Here is a 24,750-nt window from a genome sequence, read left to right on the forward strand (position 1 = left end):
GGCTCCGGGCGAAAATTGTCACTTCGGTGAGTAGCCACGCGCGAACGCTGCGGCGAACACTGAGCCTCCGACGTGCACCGCCCCGCACGCCTCCGGCACCTCCCCTGCGCACAACCTCCGCACCTCCTTCACGTGAGTTCCGCAAGGTTCCGCACTGCCCGCAAGCGCACCCGTAAGGTCCCGCAGGCTCACTCGCAACGTCTCGCACGGTCGGGTATCCCCCGCACCTCCGAGACGAGTTGGAGCACCCATGCCCCAGCACGTACGCGCATCACTGGTTTCCCCGCACGGCCCGCACACCGGCCTCCCGTCCGTCCCGGCGGGCGGACGGGAGGCCGGCCCCCGCAGAGCGCGGCAGGCCGCCGCGGGGTCACCCCGCCGCATCGTCTTCCTGGCACGGCGCGACCTGGACAACCCGGCCGCGGGCGGCTCCGAACTGCTGGTCGACCGGATCGCCGAGGGGCTCACCCACCACGGCCACCAGGTCACCCTGTTGTGCGGCGGCCCTGCCGCCTACCGCGACTACCGCGTCGTCTCGGCGGGCGGCGACGCGGCCCACTTCCTGCGGGCCCGGCGCGCCTTCGCGCAACAGGTGGGCGACTGCGACCTGCTGGTCGAGGTCTGCAACGGTATGCCGTACCTGGCTCCGCTGTGGCACAGCGGTCCGACACTGTGCCTCGTCAACCACGTGCACACCGACTTGTGGGGCATGCGCTACCCGGCGCCCGCCGCACGCCTCGGCCGGCGGCTCGAACACTGGGCGCTGGCCCGCAACCACCGGCACAACCTCAAGGTCGCCGTCTCGGGGTCGACCGCGACGGCGCTGGCCCGGATCGGCGTACCCCCCGGCGAGATCAGGATCGTGCACAACGGCGTCGAGGATCCGGGACCGCTGCATCCCGCCTCACCCGAGCCGCTGTTCCTGGCGATGGGCCGGCTCGTCGAGTACAAGCGCGTCGATCTGCTGCTGCGCCTGTGGGAGCGGGTGCGTCCGGTCACGGGGGGCCGGCTCGTCATCGTGGGCGAAGGCCCGGAGCGGCCCGCGCTGGAGGCGAGAGCGGGCGAGGGCGTCACCTTCGCCGGACACGTGAGCGAAGCCGACAAGCACCGGCTGCTGTGCCAGGCGTGGCTGCTGCTGCACCCCTCGCTGGTGGAGGGGTGGGGCCTGGTCGTGATGGAGGCCGCCGCGCGGTCCACTCCCACCCTCGGTTTCGACATCCCCGGGCTGCGCGACTCGGTCGAGGACGGGGTGACCGGGCTGCTGGCACGCGGCGAGAGCTCCTTCGCCGCCCACTGGTGCGCCCTGGCGCTCTCGGCGCGGCGCCGCCTGGCGCTGGGAGAGGCGGCGCGGCGCCGCGCCGACGGGTTCCGCTGGGCGCACACGGTCAGCGGGTTCCGGGCGGTGGCGGCGGAAGCGTACGCGCGCGCCACCGGAGCCGGCCGCGCTCCGGCGGCGGCGCCGCTGCCGGGCCCCGCCGACCCCGCCGAACACACTGCCCCCCATCCTGCCGCCACGGGGCGGTGACCAGGGCCGTGCGGGACCCCTCCCTCAGACGCTCCCTCGCCCTCTTCCGTGCCTTCCTGCGCGAACAGTCCGACCCGGCCCACTGCTACGGCCTGCTCGCACGGGACGCCGTCGCGCAGGTGGAGCGCTACGTCCCGCTCGACGGCCGTACCGTGGTGGACGTCGGCGGCGGCAGCGGGCACTTCACCGAGGAGTTCCGCCGCCGGGGCGCCGACTGCTTCCTGTTCGAGCCCGACCCGCGTGAGCTGCACGCGGACGGGCGCAGCCCCGACGGCGCGGTCCTGGCCGACGGCTATCTGCTGCCGCTGGCCGACGGCGCGGCCGACGTGTGCTTCTCCTCCAACGTGCTGGAGCACGTGGCCGACCCGGTCACGTTCCTGTCCGAGATGGTCAGGGTGACCCGTCCCGGCGGGCTGATCTACGTCTCCTTCACCAACTGGTACTCGCCCTGGGGCGGTCACGAGACCTCCCCCTGGCACTGGTTCGGCGCCGAGCGCGCCCGCGCCCGCTACCTGCGGCGCACCGGACACGCCGCCAAGCACACGCTCGGCGAGAACCTGTTCGCCGTCCACGTCGGCCCCACCCTCAGACACGTGCGCGCCCGGGACGACGTGCGGGTCGTCGCGGCCCGCTCCCGCTACTGGCCGTTCCTCACGCACGCCGTCACCCGCGTCCCCGTGCTGCGCGAGCTGGCCACCTGGAACCTCCTCCTCATCCTCCGGCGGTGTCCCTCATGACCACGACCGTCCAGGTGCCACCCCAGGCCCCGGCCCCCGCACCACGGACAGGACCGCCCCACGAAGCACCCAGGGGCCGGCGCTGGCTGTTCGGCTTCTGGGCGGCCGTGCTGGTCGCCTTCCTCGCCCCCTCGCCGGGGAAGATGACGTTCGAGACGAAGCTGGGCGTGGCCGCCGACCCGGGGAGGTTCCTCGGCGACCTGGGGCAGTTGTGGCACTCCAGAGGCGGCTTCGGCGGCATCTTTGACCAGTACGCCGGATACCTCTTCCCCTCGCTGCCCTACTACGGGCTGACCGACCTTGCGCACCTGCCGACCTGGCTGGCGGAACGGCTGTGGATGTCGCTGATCGTCGCGGCGGCGTTCTGGGGAGCACTGCGGCTGGCCGAGCGGCTCGGCGTGGGCACCTCACCCACCCGGCTGCTGGGCGCCGCGGTGTACGCGCTGTGGCCCACCTTCACCATCGTGGTCGGCTCCACCTCCGCCGCCGCGCTGCCGGGCGCCGTGCTGCCGTGGGTGCTGCTGCCGCTCACCTCGCTGACGGCCGCACCACGGGTGGCGGCGGCCCGCTCCGCCCTGGCGATCCCGTTCATGGGCGGCGTCAACGCGGCCTCCACCCTGGCCGCGCTGCTGCCCGCCCTGCTGTACGTCGCCACCCGTACGGGCCGCCGGCGGCGCACCCTGCCGGCCTGGTGGCTGCCCGGCGTCGTGGTCGCCACCCTCTGGTGGTGGGTGCCGCTGCTGCTGCTCGGCGCGTACGGCGAGGACTTCATGCCGTACGTGGAGAACGCCGAGACCACCACCGGCACCATGTCGGCCACCGAGATGCTGCGCGGCGCCGGCAACTGGACGGCCTACCTGCACTTCGGCGACCCCTGGCTGCCCGCGGGATGGACGGTGGCGGCCGGATGGCTCGCCATCCTGGGCGGCGCTGCCGCCGCCGCGCTCGGCCTGGCGGGCCTGGCACGGCGCGACCTGCCCGAGAGACGCTGGCTGCTGCTGTGCGTGCTGGCCGTCACCGGCGTCGTCCTGGCGGGCTACGGGGGCGCACTGGGCGCGCCGTTCTCCGGCACCGTGCAGGACTGGCTGGACGGCTGGCTGCGTCCGTTCCGCAACATCTACAAGTTCCAGCCGGGGCTCGCCCTGGCGCTGGCCTTCGGGCTCGCCCACCTGAGCGCCGTGGCCGCCTCCACCCGCGGCACCCGCGCACTGCCGGGCCGCCCCCTGCTGCCGTGGGTGGCCGCACTGGCGGTACTGCCGGGACTGTGCCTGCCCTACCTGGGCGGGAACGTCCTCCAGCCCGGCGCGTTCGACAAGCTGCCCGCACACTGGCAGCAGACCGCCGCGTGGCTGGAGGAGCACTCCCCGCACACCCGCGCCTACGTCACCCCGGCGACCGCGCACGGCCTCTACACCTGGGGTTCCCCCATCGACCAGCCCCTCGACGTGCTCGCCGCGTCCCCCTGGGCCCAACGCGACTACGTCCCCTTCGGCACTCCGGGAAACCGCAGGGCCACCGACGCGATCGAACAGGCCCTCATGAGCGGCGGCGAGGTCCCGGGGCTGGCCGAGTACCTGGCGCGCGCGGGCCTCTACTACGTCGTCGTACGCGGCGACCTGGACCCCGACCAGCTCGGCTACGTACCGCCGCAGACCGTCAAACGGACGCTGGAGGAGTCGGGTTACGAGAAGGTCGAGGCGTTCGGGCCGCAGCTGACCGGGGGCCGCATCCCCGAGGGCACGCCCGTGCAGGTGGCCGGTTTCTATCCGCGCGGACAGGCCGTGGAGATCTACCGGCCGACCGGCGTCGAGCGGCCCGAACGGGCCACCGTGCAACCCGTCTCGGGCACCGCCGAGGTCAGCGGCGGCCCCGAGTCGCTGCTGCCGCTCGCCGGCGATCCGCGCCTCAAGGGGCGGCCCGCCGTGCTGCGCGGCGACAACCATCCGGGGCTCGGCGCGCCCGCGCTCCGGGTCAGGGGCGACGGGCTGCGCCGTGCCGACACCCGGTTCGGGCTGGTCAACACCAACACCTCGTACACCTACACGGCCACCGAGCGGAACCCTCCCGACAGCCTCCAGCAACCCGGCGAGGAGCCCAAACAGATCCTGCCGACCGACGGCGTCCGGCATCAGACCACGTCCGTCCTGCGCGGCGCGGCCTCGGTGACGGCCTCCAGCAGCGGCAACTGGCTCTTCCACCTGCCCCAGTTCGACCCCGTGGGCGCCTTCGACGGCAACCCGGACACCGCCTGGGCCGAGGGCACGGCAGGAAAGCCCGAAGGGCAGTGGGTCAAGGCGGAGTTCGACGACCGTGTCGACCTCCCCTCCTCGATCGAGGTGACGCCGCTGCCCGGCGACGCCACCCGTGCCGCGCCCACCCGCGTCACCGTGGAGACCGCGCACGGCAGTGAGTCCAGCTTCCTGCGCCCCACCGGCGAGACGCAGCAGATCAAGGCACCGCGGGGCGCGACGAAGTGGCTGAAGTTGACCATCACCGACGCCCAGACCCCACGCCCCGGGCTCTCCGGCGCCGGATTCGCCGACATCAGCATCCCCGGCGTCCAGGTGACCCGGCTGCTCAAGCTCCCCGCCCACAGTGGGGGCAGCGGGAGCAGCGGGGATACCCCAGGCAGCGGAGCGGACAGCGAGCTGATCTCCCTCCACCGCGGCGACGACCCCGGCGGCCTGGCACCGGCCGCCACCGAGGTGGGGTTGCACCGCACGTTCTCCACGGAGCGCGAAGGCGACTACGACGTGCGCGCCCGTGCCCTGCCCGTGACGGGCGACGCACTCGACCGGCTGCTGGACGAGGCCGCCCCAGGACCCCGCGAGCGGATCACCGCCACCGCCGACTCGACGGCCAGGACAGGACGCTCGCTGAGCGCGCGCAACCTGGTGGACGGCAACCTGTCCACCGCGTGGATCGCCGGGGACAAGCCGACGATCCGGCTCAAGTGGCCCAAGAAGAAGGAGATCGGCGAGATCGTCCTGGCACCGGCGGGCGGCATCTCCGCTGCGGCCGAGGAAATCCGCATCAGCTCACCGGACGGCGCGGCGACCGCAGGTGTCGACAAGAACGGTCAGGCCCGTTTCGAACCCATCGAGACGGACCAACTGACGCTCACCGTCACCAAGACGCGGAAGGTGACCGTCCACAATCCGCTCGCCGGCCGCGAACTCCCCCTGCCCGTCGGGCTCAACGAGGTCTACCTGCCCGCGCTCGACGAGTACCGCGTGACCGCGCCCAGCGCCGACCAGACGTTCGATCTGCCCTGCGGCAAGGGTCCGATGCTCGCCGTCGACGGGACGCTGCACGCCACCAAGGCGTCCGGCACCGTGCGCGATCTGACCCTGCGGCGGCCCGTCGATGTGGAACTGTGCGCCGGGGAAGCCGAGGACGGCAGCCTGCGGCTGGACGCGGGCCGGCACACGGTGGAGGCCGGCGACAGCGGGCCACTGGCCCTCACCCAGGTGACCCTGGGAACCGGCGAGCAGGGCGCCGCCGCCGCGCCGCAGGGCGCCGAGGGCGAGACACCTGCCGCGTCCCGTGCCTCCTCCGGTTCCGCCGCCCCGGACTCCGAGGCCTCCCGCGCTGGGGACGAGCGCGAGAGCACCGTCCGCGACTGGGCGGGCGACGAGCGCACCGTCGAGGTCGCCGGCGGGCCGGCCTCCTACCTCGTCATGCACGAGAACGCCAACGAGGGCTGGAAAGCCACCCTCGACGGCAAGGAACTGCGCCCGCTGCGGCTCGACGGCTGGCAACAGGGCTTCCTCATCCCGGCCGGCGAAAAGGGCACCGTCGAGCTGAAGTACCGGCCGGCCACCTGGTACACGGCCGGACTCGTGGCCGGCGGCCTCGGCATCGCCGCACTGCTCGGCCTCGCCTTCCTCGCCCCCCGGCGCGGCAGGCCGCTGGGAGAGGACGACGAGGCCACGGTGCCCGCGCCCGGCCCGATCCTGGGCACGGTGGCGCTCACCTGTGTGGTCGCCCTCGTGGCAGGTCCGTACGCGCTGATCGTGCCCGCGCTGGCGGTGCTCGCCCGGCGCAGGCCCGGGATCCTCGTGCCGGTGGCGCTTGTGGCCATGGCGGGCGCCGGGGTGGTCGCGGCCCTCGGCGCGGGGTCGGCCGTCGCCGAGGGGCGGGGCGCCTTCGGGCACGCCGCACAGGCACTGGCACTGCTCGCCCTGACCGCCGCGCTGGTGACACTGCCCGTACGGGAGCGCGGAGCCGCCCCTGAGACGGAGCCCGGCACGCCCGTGTTCGGGCCCCCGCACCCGCCGTTCGAGCAGTCCGTGCAGTCCGTGCAGTGGGGGCCGAAGCAGCCTCCGTCCGCACCGTACGAAGGGACGCACGATACGGACGGGCGCACGCACGAAGGGACGCACGGTACGGACGAGCGCACGCACGGTACGCACGAAGGGACGCGCAGAAACAGCGCGCAGCACGAGGGGGAAGGGACCGCCCCATGACGGCACCGCACACGGGCGCTGACGGCGCCCCAGGCGCGCACGCGCCCGACAGCGTGAGCGCTCCGGCGTCGAGGGCCGCCGGGGAGCACCCCGGCTCGGCGCTCGTCTCCGGCGGCGCCGCCGGCCTGCCGTCCGCGAGGCTGCCCCACCCGCCCGCGCCCGGTGAGCGCCGCATCCCCTTCCCCACCGTCGACGAGATCACCCGGCACTGTCTGGACGACGACGAGCCCGAAACGGTGCACGTGGAGATCCACCTGCCCGCCGTGCCCGACCCCGACCGGCTGCGGCAGGCGTTCCGTGAGGCGATGCGACGGCATCCGCGCATCCTGATGCGCCAGTCGCCGTCGCGCTGGTGGCGGTCGCGCTACACGTGGGTGCTCACGGGCGAGCCCGACCGCGACCCGGTCGCCTTCCCCGGCGGAACGCTCCAAGAGGCGCGGCGACGCGCGCTCGCTCAGTGCCCTCCGCTGGACGCCTCCCCGCCGTTCCGTGCCGAGGTGATCGAGAACCTCCAGGACGCCGAGGACGGAGGCGGCTGCGTCCTGTTGGTGACGATCAACCACACGGCGCTGGACGGCCCGGCCTGTCTGCGGGTCATCGCCACGGCGGCACACCTGTACGGCGGCGCGGACAACGCCCCCGCGCCACCGCCCGTACGGGCGCCCCTCACTCCTGGGCACGCGGGAGCCGGCACCGAAGCACCCGCCCGCTCCTGGACGCGGCCGGCGCGCGTCGCGGCGCACACCCGCCACCCCGACGCCCCGGGCAACGGCATGCTGATCGCCGACCTGCCGGTGCCGGCGCGGCCGCCCCGCGCCGCCGGGGAGGACGGCCCCTACACGGTCAACGACCAGCTGCTGGTGGCCACCTGGCTGATGGTCGCCCGGTGGAACAGCGCACACGCGGCGCCGGTGCGTCCCGTCCGCGTCACCATGCCCGTGGACGACAGGCCCCGCACGGCCGACATGCCCATCGGCAACGGCACCCGGCTGGTGGAGGTCGGCTTCGGGCCCGAGGAACGCGCGCTGTACGCGTCGCTGGCGGCGCCGGGAGCGGCCGACCGGGGCGCGGTCGAACTGCTGCTGCGGGCCACCGCCGTCCGCACCCGCGCACTGAAGTCCGCCGACCGCCCGCAACTCGGCTTCAGCAGTGGCCTGCTGACCACTCCCCTGCTGCCCGTCGGGCTGCGCGCGGCCGGCACCCGTGCCCTGCGCGGCGCGGCCGCCCCGTGGGCCTCCAGCGTGCTGCTCTCCAACATCGGGCGCGTGCCCTACCCGCTGGACTTCGGCGACGCGGGGCGTGCCCGCGCCGTGTGGTTCTCCGCACCGGCGAAGCGCCCGCGCGGCCTGTCGGTCACGACCGTCTCCACGGGAGGACGGCTCCAGTTGGCGCTGCGCTGGTCGCACGCCCGGCTGGACGACGAGGCGGGCCGACGCCTCGGGGAACTGTTCACCGGCGCGCTGGCGGAGACGGCGCACGTGGCGGACGAGCCGAGCTGAGGGAGGAACCGCGATGAGCGGCGGCACAGTACGCACCGGGCACCGGCACGACGGGACGCACGAGAGGACGTACGACGCGGAAGGCGGTCTGCGGGAGCTGTACGAGGACCCGGCCACTCCGGTCGCCTCGGGGCCCGACCGCGCACGCCGCCAGGCGGCCGTCCTCTCCCGCGCGCTGGGGCCCGTCCCCTCGACCGTGCTGGACATCGGCTGCGGCGACGGCACCGCGGCCGCCGCCGCGGCCACCGCCCTGGCCCGGCACCGGATCGTCGGCGTCGACTGGTCGCAGGACGCGCTGCGCCGCGCGGCCGCACACCTGAGCGCCGTACGCGGCGAACTGTCCTCGCCCGGACTCCCGTTCGCCACCGGCGCGGCGGACGCCGTGCTCTTCTCCGAGGTGATCGAGCACCTGGTCGACCCGGACGCCGCCCTGGACGAGCTGCACCGGGTACTGCGCCCCGGCGGGCACCTGCTGCTGTCCACCCCCAACCTCGCCGCCTGGTACAACCGCCTGCTGCTGCTGTGCGGCACCCAGCCGGTGTTCTCCGAGGTATCACTGCGCGGCATACACGGCCGCCCCGGGTCGCAGGTCGTCGGACACCTGCGGCTGTACACGGCGCGGGCGCTGCGCTCTCTGCTGCCGGCCGCCGGTTTCCGCGTCGTACGGATCACCGGGGCGCCCTACCACGACGTACCGCGCCCGTTCCGCCCGCTGGACCGCGTCGCCTGCCACACGCCGTCCCTGGCGTCCATCCTGCTGGTACACGCCCGCGCGGTGCCGGGACGGGAGCGCGGGCCACACGCCGAACCCGCCCAGCGGGAGGGCGGCTGATGGTCTTCGGCGTCGCGGCGGCGCTGCTGGCCAACCTGCTGTTCAGCATGGGATTCGTCATCGAGAAGCGGGCGCTGTCCGCCCTCCCGCCACTGTCCGCCGGGCGGCCGGCGCGGCTCGTCCTGCACCTGCTGCGCAGCCCGCTGTGGCTGGTCGGCGCCACCTCGCTGCTGCTGGGTTTCGCCGCGCAGCTCGCCGTCTACCGCACGCTGCCCCTCGTCGCCGCGCAGGGCCTGTTCGTGACCGGTCTCGTGATGCTCCTCCTGCTGTCCACGGCGTTCCTGGGCGAGAAGCCCGGCGGGCGCGAAAGGATCGGGATGGCGACGATCCTGGCGGCGCTCGTGATGAGCGTCGCATCGCTGCGGGACAGCTCCGAGACGATCAGCGCTCTGGCGCCGACGCCCCTGCTGCTCGCTCTGAGCCTGCCGTCCCTGGCCGTGGGCCTCGGGCTGTTCCTGACCGCCGAGCGCCGCTCCCGCCGGCGCCACCGGCTGCCCACCGCGGGCGTGCCCTACGGGGTGGCGGTCGGCTTCCTGTACGGGGTCAGCTCACTGGCCATCAAGGGCGTCGCGGGACTCCTCGACCCCGGCGACGTGCGCGGCACCGTGCTCTCACTCGCCACCTCCCCGTACCCGTACCTGCTGGCCTTCACCGGCACGACGGGACTCGTTCTGTCGCAGACCGCGCTCCAGCGCTGCCGCGCCTCCCTTGTGGTGCCCGTGTGCACCACCGTCAACTTCCTCTACGCGACGGTCAGCGGCACCGTCGCGTTCGCCGAGCCGCTGCCCGACGAGCCGCTGCGGCTCGCCCTGCGGCTGGGCGGCGCCCTGCTCGCCGTCTGCGTCCTGGTGGCCCTGCCCCGCCACGACCCCGACCCCGGCCCCGGCCCCGACGCCGACGCCGCGGCGGACAGCGTGCCGGAAGACGGGCTCCCCGCGGACGGCCCCGGGCACAAGGCGCTGCCACCGGCCGGGCGCCCGCTGTCGGCGACGCTGCCGCCCACCCGCCCCGAGAGCCCCCACCACGCATCCGAAAGGCCCTGACCATGCCCAGCCTCTCCGCCGACGACCCCCTCCTGAGGATCCTCGCCTGCCCCCTGGACAAGGGACCCCTCGTCTGGATCGAGCCGGACCAGACGCTCTACAACCCCCGGCTGCGCCGCCGCTACCCCGTTCTCGACGGCATACCGCAGCTCCTTCCCTCCTCCGGTGAACAGGTCGCGGACGAAGAGCACCAGCGGCTCATGGAAGCGCCGGCCGCCCCGGAGGAGCCGGCGCCATGACGCTCGCCTCCCGCCTCGGCCCCCATCTGCCCCGGCGCCTGCTGTCCGCGGGCACCGACTGGCTCTACCCGCGCTTCGAACCGGAACTGGGCCGCCTGTGCGACTACTGTCCGCCCGGCGGTACGGCGGTCGACGTCGGCGGCTGGTACGGGCCGTGGACGCGCCGGCTGGCACACCGCGCCGACCGCGTCGTCACCCTCGAACCCGTCCCGCACCTCGCCCGCCACCTGCGGGCCACGGCGCCGCCCAACGCGCGGATCCTCCAGGCGGCGGCCAGCGACCGCACGGGCAGGGCGACCCTGTGGCTGCCGCCCGGCGGACGCGGGGACCGGGGCGTGTCCTCCCTGGTGCGCCGCGAGGTGCACGCGGCCTCGCTGAATGTGCCCTGCCTCCCGCTGGACGCGTTGGGGCTGACGGACGTCTCCCTCGTCAAGATCGACGTGGACGGCAGTGAGCGAGCCGTCCTGCACGGCGCCGAGACGACCCTCGCCCGGGAGCGGCCCGCGCTCTTCATCGAACTGGAAGCGCGTATCCAGCCGCTCCCCCCGGTGCTGTCACAGCTGGCCTCGCTCGGCTACAGCGGCTGGGTGCTGCCCGCGGACACCTGGGTGCGGCTGGCCGACTTCGACCTGGCGGCACACCAGCGGCGCACCGTACACGTCGCCGACCACGGGCTGCTGCGGCGCTCCCTCGCACCGCACCGCCGCTACGTGAACTCGGCCCTGTTCCTGCCCGAGGGCCGCAGACCGCAGCGGCACGGGTAGCCGCCCCTGCCGAGCCCCACCGCCGTTCAGGCGGTTCAGGGGGTTCAGGGGGTTCAGGCGGTCTTGCGGGGGCGGGCGGCCTTCTTGGCGGCCGTCTTCTTCGTGCTCTTGGAGGCGGCCTTGTCCGTGCTCGTGGACGCGGACTGCTTCGTGCTCTTGCCCTTGCCCTGGCCGGCAGACTGCTTCCCCGCGGACTTCTTCGTGGCGGACTTCTTCGTGGCCGCCTTCTTCGACGCCGGCTTCTGCGAGGCCGCCTTCTTCGGCGCCGCCTTCGTGGCCGGGCGCTCGCCCGAACGACGCTCCGCCAGCTCGTGCACCGTCGCCTCGCCGCCCTCCCCCGCGTCCCGCCCGCCGCGGGCCTCCTCCACGCTGCGCTCCAGCACCGCCATCAGGTCCACCAGCTTCCCACCGCCGGCCTCCGTCCTGCGGCGCAACTCGTCGGGCGGCGGCTCCACACCCTCGGCCTTGGCCCGTACGAGCTCCTCGAGCGCCTCCCGGTACTCGTCGCGCAGGTCGCTCCAGTCGAGCTCGCCCAGCGTCTCCATCAGGGTGTCCGCCAGATCCAGCTCCTGGTCCCGCACGGCGACCTCCCCCTCGGGCGCCACACCACTGGCCGACCTGATCTCATCCGGCCACAGCATGGTGTGCAGGGCGAGTGCGTCCTCGTACACGCGCAGCATTCCCAGGCTCTCCCGCGCACGCAGCGCCAGCTTGGCGACGGCGACCTTGCCCGATCTCTTGAGGGCCTCGCGCAGCAGCACGTACGGCTTGTCGGCGCGCTGCCCGTCCGCCGCCAGAAAGTACGAGCGGTCGAGCTGGATGGGGTCGATGTCCTCGGCGGGGACGAAGCCGAGGATCTCCACCGTCTTCGCGGTGGGCAGCGGGAGCGCCGCCATGTCGTCGTCGGTGAGGAGGATCGTGCGCCCCTCCTCCGTCTCGAAACCGCGGCCGATCTCCTCGCGCGGGACCTCCTGCTCGTCCAGCTCGCACACCTTGCGGTAGCGGATGCGGCCCCCGTCGTCCGTGTGCACCTGGTGGAAGGAGACGCTGTGGTTCTCGGTGGCGGACACCACCTTGATCGGGATCGAGACCAGCCCGAAGGAGACGGTCCCTTTCCAGATTGAACGCATACTTTGTCCCTTCTATGGGACTCTCAGGTTATGCCGCACACGGAGATTGGGGGCCACCGGCTGGCCCTCAGCAACCTCGACAAGGTGCTCTATCCGGCGACGGGTTTCACCAAGGGAGAGGCGATCCACTACTACGCCTCGATCGCCGACGCCGTCCTGCCTCACCTCGACGGACGCCCCCTCTCCTTCCTGCGCTACCCGGACGGCGTGGAGGGCGAGAAGTTCTTCACCAAGCACGTCCCGCCCGGCACGCCCAGCTGGGTGACGACCCGCAAGATCAACGTCGTCAGCAAGGAACCGCTGCACCAGGTCCTCATCCAGGACGAGGCGACGCTGGTGTGGGCCGCGAACCTCGCCGCGCTGGAGCTGCACACCCCGCAGTGGCGCTCCGACCACCAGGCCAAGGCCGACCGCCTCGTCTTCGACCTCGACCCCGGCGAAGGTGCCGACATCCTGGACTGCCGCACCCTCGCCGACTGGCTGCGCGCACGCGCCGCCGACGACGACATCACCCTGCTGCCCAAGACCTCCGGCTCGAAGGGCCTGCACCTGATCGCCGCCCTCGAACGCACGCCCTCGGACCAGGTGTCGGCGTATGCGAAGAAGCTCGCGCAGGAGGCCGAGGCGGACATGCCGGAGCAGGCGGTCAGCAAGATGGCCAAGAACCTGCGTGGCGGCAAGGTCTTCGTGGACTGGTCCCAGAACAACCAGGCCAAGACGACCGCCGCGCCCTACACCCTGCGCGCCAAGGACCGGCCCACCGTCTCCACGCCGTTGACCTGGGACGAGCTCGCCGCGGCCAGGAAGCCGGACGACCTCGTCTTCCTCACTTCCGACCTCCCTGCCCGCGTCGAGGAACACGGCGACCTGCTGGCGCCCCTGCTCGCGGAGGAGAAGAAGGGCGGCAGCAAGAAGAACGCGCGCGGCCGGATTCCCCGGTAGCGGCGGCGGCGCCGGGTGAGCGGGCCGCGGCAGCCCCGGCCGTCCGGAGCCGGGGCTGCCGCAGTGCGCCGAGGCCTAGCGACCCTCGGCGCCCCAGTCGTCGCCGGAGCGGGCGCGGTGGTCCCGGACCGTGCGCACACGGTCACCGAGCGAGGAGGGGAGCCGGTCCTGGACACGGTCGGCCGCCTTGGAGGCGGCCTGCCGCCCGCTGAGGGCCGCCGCCTCTCCCGCGTTGCGCACCGCCGGGTTCTCCGAGATTCTCCGCACGCTCTTCCTGATCTGCTCGTAGCGCTCGCGTCCCGCGCGGGCGCCGAGCAGGTAGCCGACGGCCAGTCCGGACACGAACGTGAGCCGGTAGCGCATAGCTTTGCCCCTTCTCTCGGCCTTGAGGTCCATCTCCCGGCGTCCCGGCCGCGTCGGCCGCCGGGACGCCTCAAGGGGTACCGCGCATGGGCGGCGGCAATACCGATTTCGGAGCACCCCCTGGCATGCGCTAATGTATTCCCCGTCGCAAGGGAGCGCCCCGGCCACCGGGAGCGCGACCGGCGGGACATTCCCGTGTAGCTCAATCGGCAGAGCAGCCGGCTGTTAACCGGCAGGTTACTGGTTCGAGTCCAGTCGCGGGAGCAACAGTGGAAGGGGCCCCGGAGGGGCCCCTTCTCTCCTTCCGGCCCATGCCCGTCGCCGCCCTCCCTTCGCCCTTCCTTTCGCCTTGCTCCTCGTCCGCGGGGCTGCGGGGCTCCCCTGTTCCGGGCGCTCGCGGGCCACTTCCGGGAAATTGGCGCCGACCGGGAACCGATCACCCCTGGTTCGGGGTCCTCACCTGCGTAGATCTCCCCCGGCGCGGGCGGGAGATCCTATGAACGGTTATGCTGCGGCAGACGGCGCGCACAGATGTGCGCGGTGCGCCGTTACGGGGCGGTAGCTCAGCCGGTTAGAGCAGCGGACTCATAATCCGTCGGCCGTGGGTTCGAGTCCCACCCGCCCCACGGGCGCAGGTGTCCGAAAAATCGGCGCCACCTGCACATGAGCGCCCCACCCGGCCCCGGCCTGGTGGGGCGCTCGGCCATTTCAGGGGTGACTCGCGCGCGCAGAAGGCGAGCCGGAACACCCCACCAGCCCCTCCTTCGAGTGAACCTCGGCATCACTCCTTCGGGCACCCGCGGGGCGGCCCCTTCCGCACCCCGGGCGGCGAACGCCCGTCGGGACAGACCATGGTGAAAAGTCGTCACCCCCCAGACCGGTGACGTCCGCACACCGGGTGCCACCCACCGGCCCGCCCCGGCCCGGACCCCGACTCAGCCGACCCGACCCGGCCCGACCCGGCCCCGGAATCGAGACGGGCAGAGACAAATGTCAACAACGGTTGACAACTCCTCCGCGTCACCCTACGTTGACGCCATGGCAGGTACCGAAGCGCAGGAAGCGGTGCATACCGCTCAGGCCGCCCTGAACAGCGACCCGGCAGTCGGCCTGCGGGCCGTCGCCGCGCTGCGGCGGCTCGCCGAGCGACTGGAGGCGCTCCAGGTCGACGGCGCCCGGCGCCAGGGCTGGTCCTGGGACGAGATCGGGGCGGCCCTGGGCGTCAGCCGGCAGGCCGTGCACAAGAAGCACGCGAAGCGGAAGGGAAAGTGAGGCCGGTGTTCGAACGGTTCAGCAAGGAGGCGCGGGAGGTCGTGATCCGCGCACAGGAGGAGGCCGAAGCGCTGGGACACGAGTGGATCGGCACCGAGCACCTGCTGCTCGCGGCGCTGCGCTTCCCCCAGCAGCCGGGTGCGGCGACGCTCACGCGCCTCGGCGTCACCCCCGCCTCGTGCCGGGCGGCGGTCGCGGGAGTGGTGAGCGGGACGAGCGACGACCTCGGGCCGCAGGACGCCGCCGCGCTGCGGGCGTTCGGTATCGACCTGGAGGAGGTCCGCCGACGCGCGGAGGAGTCGTTCGGCCAGGGCGCGCTGGACGGCCCGGCGGGCACCGAGGACGGCGGCGCCCACGGACCGGCCGGGCGGCACCGGCCACGCGGCGGCCGGGCGCCGTCCCGGCACCTTCCGTTCGCCGCCCAGGCGAAGAAGGCGCTCAAGGACGCGCTGGGCGAGGCGCTGGCGCGCAAGGACCGGCGCATCGGCGTGGAGCACGTCGTGCTCGGCCTGTCGCGCTCCGACGACACCCTCTCTCTGGGCGTCTTCGCCCGGCTCGGCGTCACGCCCGAGGTCCTGAGAGAACGGGTGCTCAGCGACCTGCGGGAGGCCGCCGCCTGACACCGCCGGGGGCCGGGGGGCGGACGGGACGGATGTGGCTGACGTGACGTCAACTCGCCCCGCGTGCTCCCCGGGAGGCGTACAACCCCGGGCCGGGCCAACGTGTCTTACTGGGTATCCGGCGCATCGACCACATGCCTCGGATGCCTCGTATCCGACCGTTGTTCAGGAAAGAGGGGGAAAAATCTCCATGCGTTCCACTCGTTTCTCCAAGGGCGCGCTGGTCGCGGCCACCACGGCACTGGTGCTGTTGCCGGCCGGCGCGGCGTACGCGGGCAGCGGCCCTGCCACCGGTCCTTCGCAGAAGCTGACCCGCACCTCGGCCCCCTCCCCGGAGGGGAACCCGGCGAGCAAGCGGGCACAGGCCTCGGGCGTCTGCGACGACGCGGTGCAGATCGGCGAGCGCGCGCTGATCAAGCGCGGCTCGGAAACACTTGCCTCCGTCAAACAGTTCTACTCGAAGAAGTGCCACGAGAACTACGCCTACCTGTGGGTGTGGGAGAGCTTCCGCAAGACCGCCGAGCCCTACGACGTGACCCTGGGCGTCTACAGCTACGACGACGACTCGGTGCACGCCGCCAAGGCGTGGAAGGCCACCAAGCAGCAGGAGTTCTGGTCCGAGGGGGCGAACACGGTCGAGGCCTGCACGTCCGCCGTGGGCTCGCTGCGCCCGGCGGGTTCGCCGCAGGCCTACCAGGCGTTCTCGCAGAAGCGCTGCTGAGTACGGGGGCGACCGGGGGCCAATGACCGGGGTCCGGCACCGCGTTGGCGGGCCGGGCCCCGCTCGTACGACCCGCCGTGGCGGGTGAATCCCAGCCGTGGACGCCGTGGGATCTTACTGTGATGCCCGATCCGGCCTTTTTGTCCGGAAGATCACGCTCTCCCTGAGGAGGAGACCCCATGCGTACCCTTCCGCCCGTCAAGGGCGCCCTCGTAGCCGCGGCCTGCGCACTGGCCCTGCTGCCCGCCGGTGCAGCCCAGGCCGGTTCCGGTCCGGCTCCCGCCCCTGGCGCCGACCGCGGGGCGACGGCCATGAACGCCGCCCCCGAGTCCGACGCCTCCGAGGGCTCGGCCCAGCAGGCACGCGTGTGCGCGGACGCCTACCAGATCGGCTCCACCGGCCACATCAAGCGCAAGGGCCACGTCATCGCGTCGGTGAAGCAGTTCTACTCGCCGCGCTGCAACCGCAACTACGGCTACCTGTACGTGTGGCAGAGCTTCCGGCAGAAGCACCCGCACTGGTCGACCAACATCGCCGTGTACGACTTCAAGACGCACAAGCTGGTGGGTCTGCGCAGCTGGAACCGCACCAAGGCGGCGTCCTTCTGGTCGTACCCCGCGGACACGGTGCGCCACTGCACGGCGGCCCGCGGCGTCGTGCGCGCCCCCGGCGACAGCAAGCAGAACTTCGCCTACTCCTCGAAGCGCTGCTGACGCGACCGCGCGCCCGCACCACCCCGCAGCACCTCGGACCCGTGACCGTACAGACCGGTCACGGGTCCGCCGCGTGCCCCGGGACCCGCCCCGGGGGGCCTGCCCCGGAACCCGCGGCCGCGGCGCTCAGACCGCCGACGCCATCCGGCGCACGGCCTCGTCGAGGATGTCCGGCGAGGTCGCCAGATTGAGCCGCACGTGCCCGGCTCCCCCGGTGCCGAAGGCGGGCCCCGAGTTGAGGGCCACCCGCCCGCGCTCCAGGAAGACGGCGGCCGGATCGTCGCCCAGCCCCAGGGCGCGGCAGTCGAGCCACGCCAAGAAGGTGCCCTCGCCCGGGCGGTAGCCGACGTCGGGCAGGTGGCGTTCCAGCAGGCCGGCGAGCAGCCGCCGGTTGTCATCGAGCCCCTCCAGCAGGCTGTCGAGCCAGCCGGTGGCATGCCGCAGCGCCGCGGTGTGGGCGAGGACCCCCAGATGGCTGGGTCCGTGGCCGACCTCCTCCGGCATGCGGGCCAGGTCGTCGGCCGCCTCGCTCCCCGCGAGGGCGAGCGCGGCCTTGAGCCCGGCCAGGTTCCACGCCTTGGAGGCGGACATCAGGCTGAAGCCGTGCTCACCGCCGGGCACCGAGAGGTAGGGCACGTGGTGTGCGCCCGGCAGTACCACCGGCGCGTGGATCTCGTCGGCGACCACCCGTACGCCGTGCGCCCGTGCGCGAGCGGCCACACCGGTGAGTTCGTCGGCCGTGTGCACGGTGCCGGTGGGATTGTGGGGACTGCACAGCAGGTAGGCGGCCCGGCGGCCGCCCTCGACCGCCCGGGCGAAGGCGGTCTCCAGGGCGGCGGTCTCCAGCCGTCCCGCCCCGTCCAGCGGGGCCTCGACCACCCGGCGGCCCAGATGCGTCACGAACTGGTAGAAGGGCGTGTAGACGGGGGAGTTGACCACCACCGCGTCCCCCGGCCCGGTGATGAGCTTGAGTATCTCGACGACGCCGAGCATCACGTCGGGGACGAGGGCCGTGCGCTCCGGCGGTACCTCCCAGCCCCAGCGGCGCCGGGTGAAGTCGGCGAGTGCCTGTGCGTAGACCGGGCCGGCCGGATAGCCGGTGTCGCCCAGGCGCACCGCCTCGGTGATCGCCTCGGCGACCGGTTCCGCCAGCGGCACGTCCATCTCGGCCACCCACAGGGGCAGCACGTCGGGTGCGTAGGTGCGCCATTTCATGCTGGTGCGGCGGCGCAGTTGGTCGAGGGTCAGGCGCCGCAGCGGGTCGGGCTCGGTCGCACGGGTCACAGGGGCTCCCTTCACGGCAACGCCAAAAGCAACAGCAAGGGCGACGGCAACGGCAGCGGCAACGGCAGCGGCAAGAGCCACGGCATCAGCCACGGCGTCTTCGGTGCGGGCTTCCGGGCGTCTCCCGGTACGAGACGGTGCACGTCGCACGGCGGTGACCGGTCTCACGCTAGGACGGCCGGGAGCGATCCGCGACAGTGCGCGCGTGGGGAAGGCGGGCAGACAGGCAGCCGGGCCGGATGAGGCGTGGGTCACGGGTGCGGGGGGCCGGGTCCGGTACGGGCAGCTATGAGGCATCATTCCGGCCATGGGGATAGTCGCCGGACTGGACAGCTCAGCCGAGTACACAAGCATCGTCGTCTGCGACGCGGAGACGGGCGCGATCGTACGGCACGGCCACGCCGCACATCCCGGGGAGCGCGACGATCCGCAGTCCTGGCTGCTCTCACTCGGTGAGGCGGCGGGCGGCGGGCAGCTCGCCGACGTGCAGGCCATCGGCGTCTCCGGACAGCAGCAGGGCCTCGTGGCGCTCGACGAAGCGGGGGCCCCTGTGGGGCCCGCGCTGCTCGGCAACGACCAGCGGGTGCAGACCGCGGCCGCCGACCTGGTGGACACGCTGGGCGGACGCGAGGCGTGGGCGCAGGCCGTCGGCACGGTCCCGCAGGCCTCCCACCCGGTCTCGAAGCTGCGCTGGCTGGCGCGCGAGCAGGAGGAGGCCGCCCGCCGGGTGGCCGAGGTGATGCAGCCGCACGACTGGCTGGTCTGGCAGTTGCTGGGACGCCCGGAGCGCCGGGTGACCGACCGGGGCGACGCCTCGGGCACCGGCTACTGGTCGGCCGCGACCGAGTCCTACAGGCCCGACCTGGTGGAGCTGGCGCTGGGCCGTCCGGCGAGGCTCCCCGAGGTCGTCAGCCCTTCCCAGCCGGCCGGGCACACGCCCGAGGGGCTGCTGATCTCCGCCGGTACGGGGCAGACGATGGCCGCCGCCTTCGGACTGGGGCTCGGGCTGGGCGACGCGGTGATCTCGCTGGGCGCCACGGGCTCGGTCTGCGCCGTCCACCACGAGGCGCTGGGCGATCCGAGTGGCACCATCACCTCCTACGCGGACGCGACCGGGATGTACCTGCCCGTGGTGCGCACGCTGAACGCGACGCGGGTGCTGCGGGGTGCCGCCGGGATGCTGAGCACCGATCTGGAGGGCCTGTCCGAGCTGGCTTCGGAGTCGACACCCGGTGCCTCGGGGCTGGTCCTGCTGCCGTATCTGGAGGGCGAGCGCACTCCGCAGCTGCCGTACACGGCGGGCTCGCTGCACGGGCTGCGGCGCGAGAGCATGAAGCCCGAGTTCCTGGCGCGGGCCGCCGTCGAGGGCATGCTGTGCGGGCTGGCAGACGCGCTGGAGGTGCTGCGCAGCCGCGGGGTCTCGGTGCGCCGGGTCTTCCTGCTGGGGCAGGCCGCGAACCTGCGGGCCGTGCGGACGGCGGCGCCCGCGCTGCTGGACGCCCAGGTGGTGGTGCCCGAGCCCGCCGACTACGCCGCGATCGGTGCGGCGCGGCAGGCGGCGTGGGCGCTGTCAGGGTCGGGTCACCCCCCGCAGTGGCCCGCCGCGGCCTGCCAGGTGTTCGAGGCGGGCGAGGAGCGCGCCGTCGGGCAGGCCGTGCGGCAGCAGTACGTCACGGTGCGCGAGGAGACGTATCCGGGCGCGCTGCCGGTGTAGTCGCCGAAGCGACGGTCCCGACGCCGGCGAGCAGCCCGCCACGGCGAGCGGTCCGCCGCGACGAGCGGTCCGCCACGGCGAGTAGCCCGCCGCGACGCCCCCACCGCGCTCCGGCGCGGCCCCGCCCGCAACCCGGTGCGGCCCGCCCGTAGCCCCCTCCTTTTGCCAGGACTTGACCGGGGTTGCGGTGGAAAAACTCAAAAGGAGAGGCGGCCGCGTGCCGCACGCAGTTACGCTCTTCCACTTCTGCTTCCCACCCTCACTGACCACGAGGACATCCGTGTGCTGATCCGCCTACTGAGCGCCCGGTTGCGCCGCTACCAGCGGCCGATCGCGCTCCTCGTCCTGCTCCAGCTCATACAGACGAGCGCCACGCTCTACCTGCCCACGCTCAACGCGGACGTCATCGACAACGGTGTCGTCCTCGGTGACACCGGCTACATTTTGGGCCACGGCGGCCTGATGCTGGCGGTCTCGGTGGTGCAGGTCGTCTGCAACATCGGTGCCGTCTACCTCGGGGCGCGCACCGCCGCGGCGCTCGGCCGGGACATCCGGGCGGGTGTCTTCGACCGCGTGCAGTCCTTCTCGGCCCGTGAGGTCGGTCATTTCGGCGCCCCGTCGCTGATCACCCGTACCACCAACGACGTGCTGCAGGTCCAGATGGTGACGCTGATGGCGTTCACGCTGGTGGTCACCGCGCCGATCATGTGTTTCGGCGGCATCTTCATGGCGCTCGGCCAGGACGTGCCGCTCTCCTCCGTGCTGCTGGGCGTGGTCCCGGTGCTGGGCATCGCCGTCATGCTGATCGTGCGCCGGATGCGGCCGCTGTTCCGCACCATGCAGGAGCGTCTCGACCAGGTGAACCGGATCCTGCGCGAGCAGATATCGGGCGTCCGTGTCATCCGCGCCTTCGTCAAGGACGACTTCGAGCGGCGCCGCTTCCACGGCGCGAACACGGACCTGACCGACCTGCAGGTGCGCACGGGCCAGCTGATGGCGCTGATGTTCCCCGTCGTGATGACGGTCGTGAACGTCTCCAGCGTCGTCGTGGTCTGGTTCGGCGCCCACCGCATCGACAACGGGGACATGGAGATCGGCGCGCTGACCGCGTTCCTCTCCTACCTGATGCAGATCGTGATGTCGGTGATGATGGCCACCTTCATGTTCATGATGGTGCCGCGCGCCGAGGTGTGTGCCGAGCGCATCCAGGAGGTGCTCGACACCGACTCCAGCGTCGTGCCGCCCTCGGCGCCCGTCCGCCGGCTGCGCCGCCACGGCCATCTGGAGCTGCGCGGTGCCGGGTTCGGTTTCCCGGGCGCCGAGGCACCCGTGCTCCAGGGCGTCGACCTGGTGGCGCGGCCCGGCGAGGTGACGGCCGTGATCGGCTCCACGGGCAGCGGCAAGTCGTCCCTGCTGGGGCTGATCCCGCGGCTGTTCGACGCCACTGAGGGCCAGGTCCTCGTCGACGGAGAGGACGTGCGCGCCCTCGACCCCGACCTGCTGGCATCGACCGTCGGTCTCGTGCCGCAGCGTCCTTACCTGTTCTCCGGCACGGTCGCCTCCAACCTGCGCTACGGCCGCCCCGACGCCAGTGACGAGGAGCTGTGGCACGCGCTTGAGGTCGCACAGGCCAGGGACTTCGTCGAGCGGATGGAGGGCGGCCTGGAGGCGGAGATCGCGCAGGGCGGCAGCAACGTCTCCGGCGGGCAGCGGCAGCGGCTGGCGATCGCGCGGGTGCTGGTGCACCGTCCGGAGATCTACCTGTTCGACGACTCCTTCTCGGCGCTGGACTACGCGACCGACGCGGCGCTGCGGTCCGCGCTGGAGAGGGAGACCTCCGAGGCCACGGTGGTGATCGTCGCCCAGCGGGTGGCGACCATCCGGGACGCGGACCGCATCCTCGTCCTGGACGAGGGACACGTGGTGGGCACGGGACGGCACGACGCGCTGATGGAGAGCAACGAGACCTACCGGGAGATCGTGCTGTCCCAGCTGACCGAGAGCGAGGCCGCCTGATGAGTGGTGGAGGAATGGGCGGAGCGCCGCCGCGGCGGTCGATGGACTTCAAGGGGTCGGGCAAACGGCTGCTGGGCCAGTTCCGCCCCGAGCGGGGCAGCCTGTTGCTGATGCTGGCTCTCGTCGTCTGCAGTGTCGCCCTGAACGTGATCGGTCCGAAGATCCTCGGGCACGCCACCGACCTGGTCTTCGGCGGCTTCATCGGGGGCAAGCTGCCCGAGGGGCTCACCAAGGAGCAGGCGCTCGAGGGGATGCGCGAGCGCGGGGACGGCGGGGCCGCCGACATGCTCTCCGGCATGGACTTCACCCCGGGCCACGGCGTCGACTTCGGCGCCGTGGGCGGCGTGCTGCTGGCGGCGGTCGCCGTGTACGTGGCCGCCGGGCTGCTGATGCTGTGGGGTACGCGGATCTCGGTGCGGGCCATCAGCCGCACCGTCTTCCGGCTGCGTGAGCAGGTGGAGGCGAAGCTGTCCCGGCTGCCGCTGTCCTACCTGGACAAGCAGTCGCGCGGTGAGGTGCTCTCCCGGGTCACCAACGACATCGACAACCTGGGCCAGACGCTCCAGCAGACGATGGGCCAGATCGTCAACTCGCTGTTGACGATCGTCGGTGTGCTCGGCGTGATGTTCTGGATCTCGCCGCTGCTGGCACTGGTCGCACTGGTGACCGTGCCGCTCTCGGCGCTGGTCGCCACACGGGTGGGCAAGCGCGCGCAGCCGCAGTTCGTCGACCAGTGGAAGTCCACGGGCACGCTGAACGCGCACATCGAGGAGATGTACACGGGCCACTCGCTGGTGAAGGTCTACGGGCGGCAGCGGGAGTCGGCCGCCGTCTTCGCCGAGCAGAACGAGCAGCTGTACAAGGCCGGGTTCATGGCGCAGTTCATCAGCGGCATCATGCAGCCGGCGATGATGTTCGTCGGGAACCTCAACTACGTGCTGGTGGCGGTCGTCGGTGGGCTGCGGGTGGCGTCCGGCGCGCTGTCGATCGGTGACGTGCAGGCGTTCGTGCAGTACTCGCGGCAGTTCAGCCAGCCGCTCAACCAGGTCGCCTCCATGGCGAACCTCATCCAGTCGGGGGTGGCCTCGGCCGAGCGGGTCTTCGAACTGCTCGACGCCGAGGAGCAGTCCGCCGAGCCGGACGAGGCCCACGTCCAGCGGCCTGAGCAGCTGCGGGGCCAGGTGGAGCTGCGGCACGTCTCGTTCCGCTACGCCGAGGACACGCCGCTGATCGAGGACCTGTCGCTGGCGGTGGAGCCCGGTCAGACGGTGGCGATCGTCGGCCCCACGGGGGCGGGCAAGACGACGCTGGTCAATCTGCTGCTGCGGTTCTACGAGGTCCGCTCGGGCCGCATCCTGCTGGACGGCACCGACATCGCGGCGATGTCCCGTGAGGAACTGCGCGCGGGCATCGGCATGGTCCTCCAGGACACCTGGCTGTTCGGCGGCACCATCGCGGAGAACATCGCCTACGGCGCCCAGGGGGCGAGCCGCGAGCAGGTGGAGGAGGCCGCGCGGGCCGCGCACGCCGACCGGTTCATCCGCACGCTCCCGGACGGCTACGACACGGTGCTCGACGACGAGGGCGCGACGGTGAGCGCCGGCGAGAAGCAGCTCATCACCATCGCCCGCGCCTTCCTCTCGGACCCGGTCATCCTGGTGCTGGACGAGGCGACCAGTTCCGTGGACACCCGCACCGAGGTGCTGATCCAGCGCGCGATGGAGCGTCTCGCCTCCGAGCGGACCAGCTTCGTGATCGCCCACCGCCTCTCCACCATCAGGGACGCCGACGTCATCCTGGTGATGGAGAACGGCTCCCTCGTGGAACAGGGCGACCACGAGGCCCTGCTGGCCGCGGACGGCGCGTACGCGCGGCTGTACAAGTCCCAGTTCGCGGAGGCCGTGGTCGAGGTGGACTAGCCGAGCCGGACCGGCCGAGCCGAACTGGCGTCTTCCCGCCCGCAGCGCGCCGGGTGCCGGACCGGCCGTGGCCCGCGGTGCCTCACCAGCGGGCCACGGCCGAACACGTGCGGAGCCGGATCAGCCGGCCCAGCGGAGCCGGATCAGCCGCCCAGCTGCGCTGCGGCGTCCTCGATGTCGGCGGCGAAGGTGCTGACCTCCGTGTAGACGCCGGGCTTGCCCGGCCGCGCGCAGCCCTCGCCCCAGCTGACGATGCCCACCTGGACCCACTCGCCGGCGTCGTCCTTGCGGAACATCGGGCCGCCGGAGTCGCCCTGGCAGCTGTCGACGCCGCCGGTGTCGAGCTTGCCCGCGCACAGCTCCTCGCCCTCGACCAGGTCGGGGTAGGCGCTCTTGCAGGTGGCGTCGTCCACGAAGGGGACCTCGGCCTTGAGCAGGTAGCGCTGCTGGTCGCCGCCTTCCTGGTCGGCACCCCAGCCCGCGATGGTGAAGTCGCCCTCGTTGTAGGCGTCGTCCTTGGCTATGGGGAGGGTGGGCTGGTCGAGCGCCTTGTCGAGCTTGATGAGCGCCCAGTCCTTGCCCTGCCCGTCGTAGCCGGGGGCCTGGAGGACCTCGGTGGACTTGGCGGTGACGGCCGCCGGGTCCTCGAGGTCCACGACGCCGCCGGTGGCGGTGATGCTGGTGTCGGAGCCGCTGCCGTCCACGCAGTGGGCGGCGGTCAGCACGATGTCCTTCTCCAGCAGTGCGCCGCCGCAGCCCATGGACAGCCGCACCATGAAGGGGAACTCGCCCTGCTCGGCGGGGGTGCCGCCGACGATGGTCGTCCCGGGTTCGCCGTCGCCTGCCGGGTTGCCCGAGGGCAGCGCGGAGGCGGCGGCGGGGCTGAGGCTGAAGGCGGCGAGCGCGACGGCACCGACGGCGGTGAGTCTTTTCATGCTCTTCGTGGGG

At 72.8% G+C, this 24,750-nt stretch carries 20 protein-coding genes and 2 tRNA genes; 18 read left to right on the forward strand and 4 right to left on the reverse strand.

The window, feature by feature from the left end:
- The first annotated feature begins 250 nt into the window (after window positions 1-250).
- From DTL70_RS11765 to DTL70_RS11800, 8 genes are read left to right on the forward strand one after another with little or no spacing between them, the layout of a single operon-like run.
- Window positions 251-1,525: a glycosyltransferase family 4 protein gene (locus DTL70_RS11765; protein ID WP_114021858.1), complete on the forward strand. Its 1,275-nt coding sequence runs from the start codon at window positions 251-253 to the stop codon at window positions 1,523-1,525.
- 8 nt (window positions 1,526-1,533) lie between these two features.
- Window positions 1,534-2,262, forward strand: a complete 729-nt coding sequence (locus DTL70_RS11770; protein ID WP_114021954.1) for a class I SAM-dependent methyltransferase — start codon at window positions 1,534-1,536, stop codon at window positions 2,260-2,262.
- Entirely contained in the window at window positions 2,259-6,731 is a 4,473-nt protein-coding gene (locus tag DTL70_RS11775; protein ID WP_114021859.1) for an alpha-(1->3)-arabinofuranosyltransferase domain-containing protein, read from the forward strand. The genes DTL70_RS11770 and DTL70_RS11775 overlap by 4 nt, the downstream gene beginning before the upstream one ends.
- Window positions 6,728-8,230 carry a non-ribosomal peptide synthetase family protein gene (locus DTL70_RS11780; protein WP_114021860.1) on the forward strand — a complete coding sequence of 501 codons (1,503 nt, stop codon included), beginning with the start codon at window positions 6,728-6,730 and terminating at the stop codon, window positions 8,228-8,230. The genes DTL70_RS11775 and DTL70_RS11780 overlap by 4 nt, the downstream gene beginning before the upstream one ends.
- Window positions 8,231-8,243: 13 nt before the next feature.
- Entirely contained in the window at window positions 8,244-9,062 is an 819-nt protein-coding gene (locus tag DTL70_RS11785; RefSeq protein ID WP_114021861.1) for a class I SAM-dependent methyltransferase, read from the forward strand.
- Window positions 9,062-10,105 carry a DMT family transporter gene (locus tag DTL70_RS11790; protein ID WP_114021862.1) on the forward strand — a complete coding sequence of 348 codons (1,044 nt, stop codon included), beginning with the start codon at window positions 9,062-9,064 and terminating at the stop codon, window positions 10,103-10,105. Before DTL70_RS11785 ends, DTL70_RS11790 begins: the two co-directional genes overlap by 1 nt.
- Window positions 10,106-10,107: 2 nt before the next feature.
- Entirely contained in the window at window positions 10,108-10,344 is a 237-nt protein-coding gene (locus tag DTL70_RS11795) for a Trm112 family protein (RefSeq protein WP_114021863.1), read from the forward strand.
- Window positions 10,341-11,108 (forward strand): FkbM family methyltransferase, encoded by a 768-nt coding sequence (locus DTL70_RS11800; RefSeq protein WP_114021864.1) that lies wholly within the window; start codon window positions 10,341-10,343, stop codon window positions 11,106-11,108. Before DTL70_RS11795 ends, DTL70_RS11800 begins: the two co-directional genes overlap by 4 nt.
- A gap of 53 nt (window positions 11,109-11,161) precedes the next feature.
- On the opposite strand, the gene ku is transcribed toward DTL70_RS11800, so the two are convergent.
- Window positions 11,162-12,238, reverse strand: a complete 1,077-nt coding sequence (gene ku, locus DTL70_RS11805; protein WP_114021865.1) for a non-homologous end joining protein Ku — start codon at window positions 12,236-12,238, stop codon at window positions 11,162-11,164.
- Between the two features lie 30 nt (window positions 12,239-12,268).
- On the opposite strand from ku, the gene ligD reads away from it, so the two are divergent.
- Window positions 12,269-13,180: a non-homologous end-joining DNA ligase gene (ligD, locus tag DTL70_RS11810; protein ID WP_114021866.1), complete on the forward strand. Its 912-nt coding sequence runs from the start codon at window positions 12,269-12,271 to the stop codon at window positions 13,178-13,180.
- Window positions 13,181-13,255: 75 nt separating this feature from the next.
- On the opposite strand, the gene DTL70_RS11815 is transcribed toward ligD, so the two are convergent.
- Window positions 13,256-13,543, reverse strand: a complete 288-nt coding sequence (locus DTL70_RS11815; RefSeq protein WP_114018340.1) for a YtxH domain-containing protein — start codon at window positions 13,541-13,543, stop codon at window positions 13,256-13,258.
- A gap of 191 nt (window positions 13,544-13,734) precedes the next feature.
- Between DTL70_RS11815 and DTL70_RS11820 the strand changes: the two genes are divergently transcribed.
- From DTL70_RS11820 to DTL70_RS11845, 6 genes are all read left to right on the forward strand, one after another.
- Window positions 13,735-13,807, forward strand: a tRNA-Asn gene (locus tag DTL70_RS11820).
- 288 nt (window positions 13,808-14,095) lie between these two features.
- Window positions 14,096-14,169, forward strand: a tRNA-Ile gene (locus DTL70_RS11825).
- Window positions 14,170-14,581: 412 nt separating this feature from the next.
- Window positions 14,582-14,815, forward strand: coding sequence for a hypothetical protein (locus tag DTL70_RS11830; RefSeq protein ID WP_114021867.1), 234 nt, complete (start codon window positions 14,582-14,584; stop codon window positions 14,813-14,815).
- 5 nt (window positions 14,816-14,820) lie between these two features.
- Window positions 14,821-15,435, forward strand: coding sequence for a Clp protease N-terminal domain-containing protein (locus tag DTL70_RS11835; RefSeq protein ID WP_114021868.1), 615 nt, complete (start codon window positions 14,821-14,823; stop codon window positions 15,433-15,435).
- 190 nt (window positions 15,436-15,625) lie between these two features.
- The gene (locus DTL70_RS11840) at window positions 15,626-16,156 is read left to right on the forward strand and encodes a hypothetical protein (protein ID WP_114021869.1); all 531 of its coding nucleotides are present in this window, start codon (window positions 15,626-15,628) and stop codon (window positions 16,154-16,156) included.
- 179 nt (window positions 16,157-16,335) lie between these two features.
- Window positions 16,336-16,869: a hypothetical protein gene (locus tag DTL70_RS11845; protein ID WP_114021870.1), complete on the forward strand. Its 534-nt coding sequence runs from the start codon at window positions 16,336-16,338 to the stop codon at window positions 16,867-16,869.
- Between the two features lie 126 nt (window positions 16,870-16,995).
- Here DTL70_RS11845 and DTL70_RS11850 read toward each other — a convergent pair whose 3' ends face one another.
- Window positions 16,996-18,084 (reverse strand): MalY/PatB family protein, encoded by a 1,089-nt coding sequence (locus tag DTL70_RS11850; protein ID WP_114021955.1) that lies wholly within the window; start codon window positions 18,082-18,084, stop codon window positions 16,996-16,998.
- A gap of 376 nt (window positions 18,085-18,460) precedes the next feature.
- Between DTL70_RS11850 and DTL70_RS11855 the strand changes: the two genes are divergently transcribed.
- From DTL70_RS11855 to DTL70_RS11865, 3 genes are all read left to right on the forward strand, one after another.
- Window positions 18,461-19,867 (forward strand): FGGY family carbohydrate kinase, encoded by a 1,407-nt coding sequence (locus DTL70_RS11855; protein ID WP_114021871.1) that lies wholly within the window; start codon window positions 18,461-18,463, stop codon window positions 19,865-19,867.
- 282 nt (window positions 19,868-20,149) lie between these two features.
- The gene (locus DTL70_RS11860) at window positions 20,150-21,883 is read left to right on the forward strand and encodes an ABC transporter ATP-binding protein (protein WP_114021872.1); all 1,734 of its coding nucleotides are present in this window, start codon (window positions 20,150-20,152) and stop codon (window positions 21,881-21,883) included.
- Window positions 21,883-23,802, forward strand: coding sequence for an ABC transporter ATP-binding protein (locus DTL70_RS11865; protein WP_114021873.1), 1,920 nt, complete (start codon window positions 21,883-21,885; stop codon window positions 23,800-23,802). The genes DTL70_RS11860 and DTL70_RS11865 overlap by 1 nt, the downstream gene beginning before the upstream one ends.
- A gap of 143 nt (window positions 23,803-23,945) precedes the next feature.
- On the opposite strand, the gene DTL70_RS11870 is transcribed toward DTL70_RS11865, so the two are convergent.
- Complete coding sequence (locus DTL70_RS11870; protein ID WP_425470348.1) at window positions 23,946-24,737, reverse strand: S1 family peptidase; 792 nt, start codon at window positions 24,735-24,737, stop codon at window positions 23,946-23,948.
- Window positions 24,738-24,750 lie beyond the last annotated feature (13 nt).

It is taken from the genome of Streptomyces diacarni (genome assembly GCF_003323715.1).
In the GTDB taxonomy this organism is placed as follows: Bacteria; Actinomycetota; Actinomycetes; order Streptomycetales; family Streptomycetaceae; genus Streptomyces; species Streptomyces diacarni.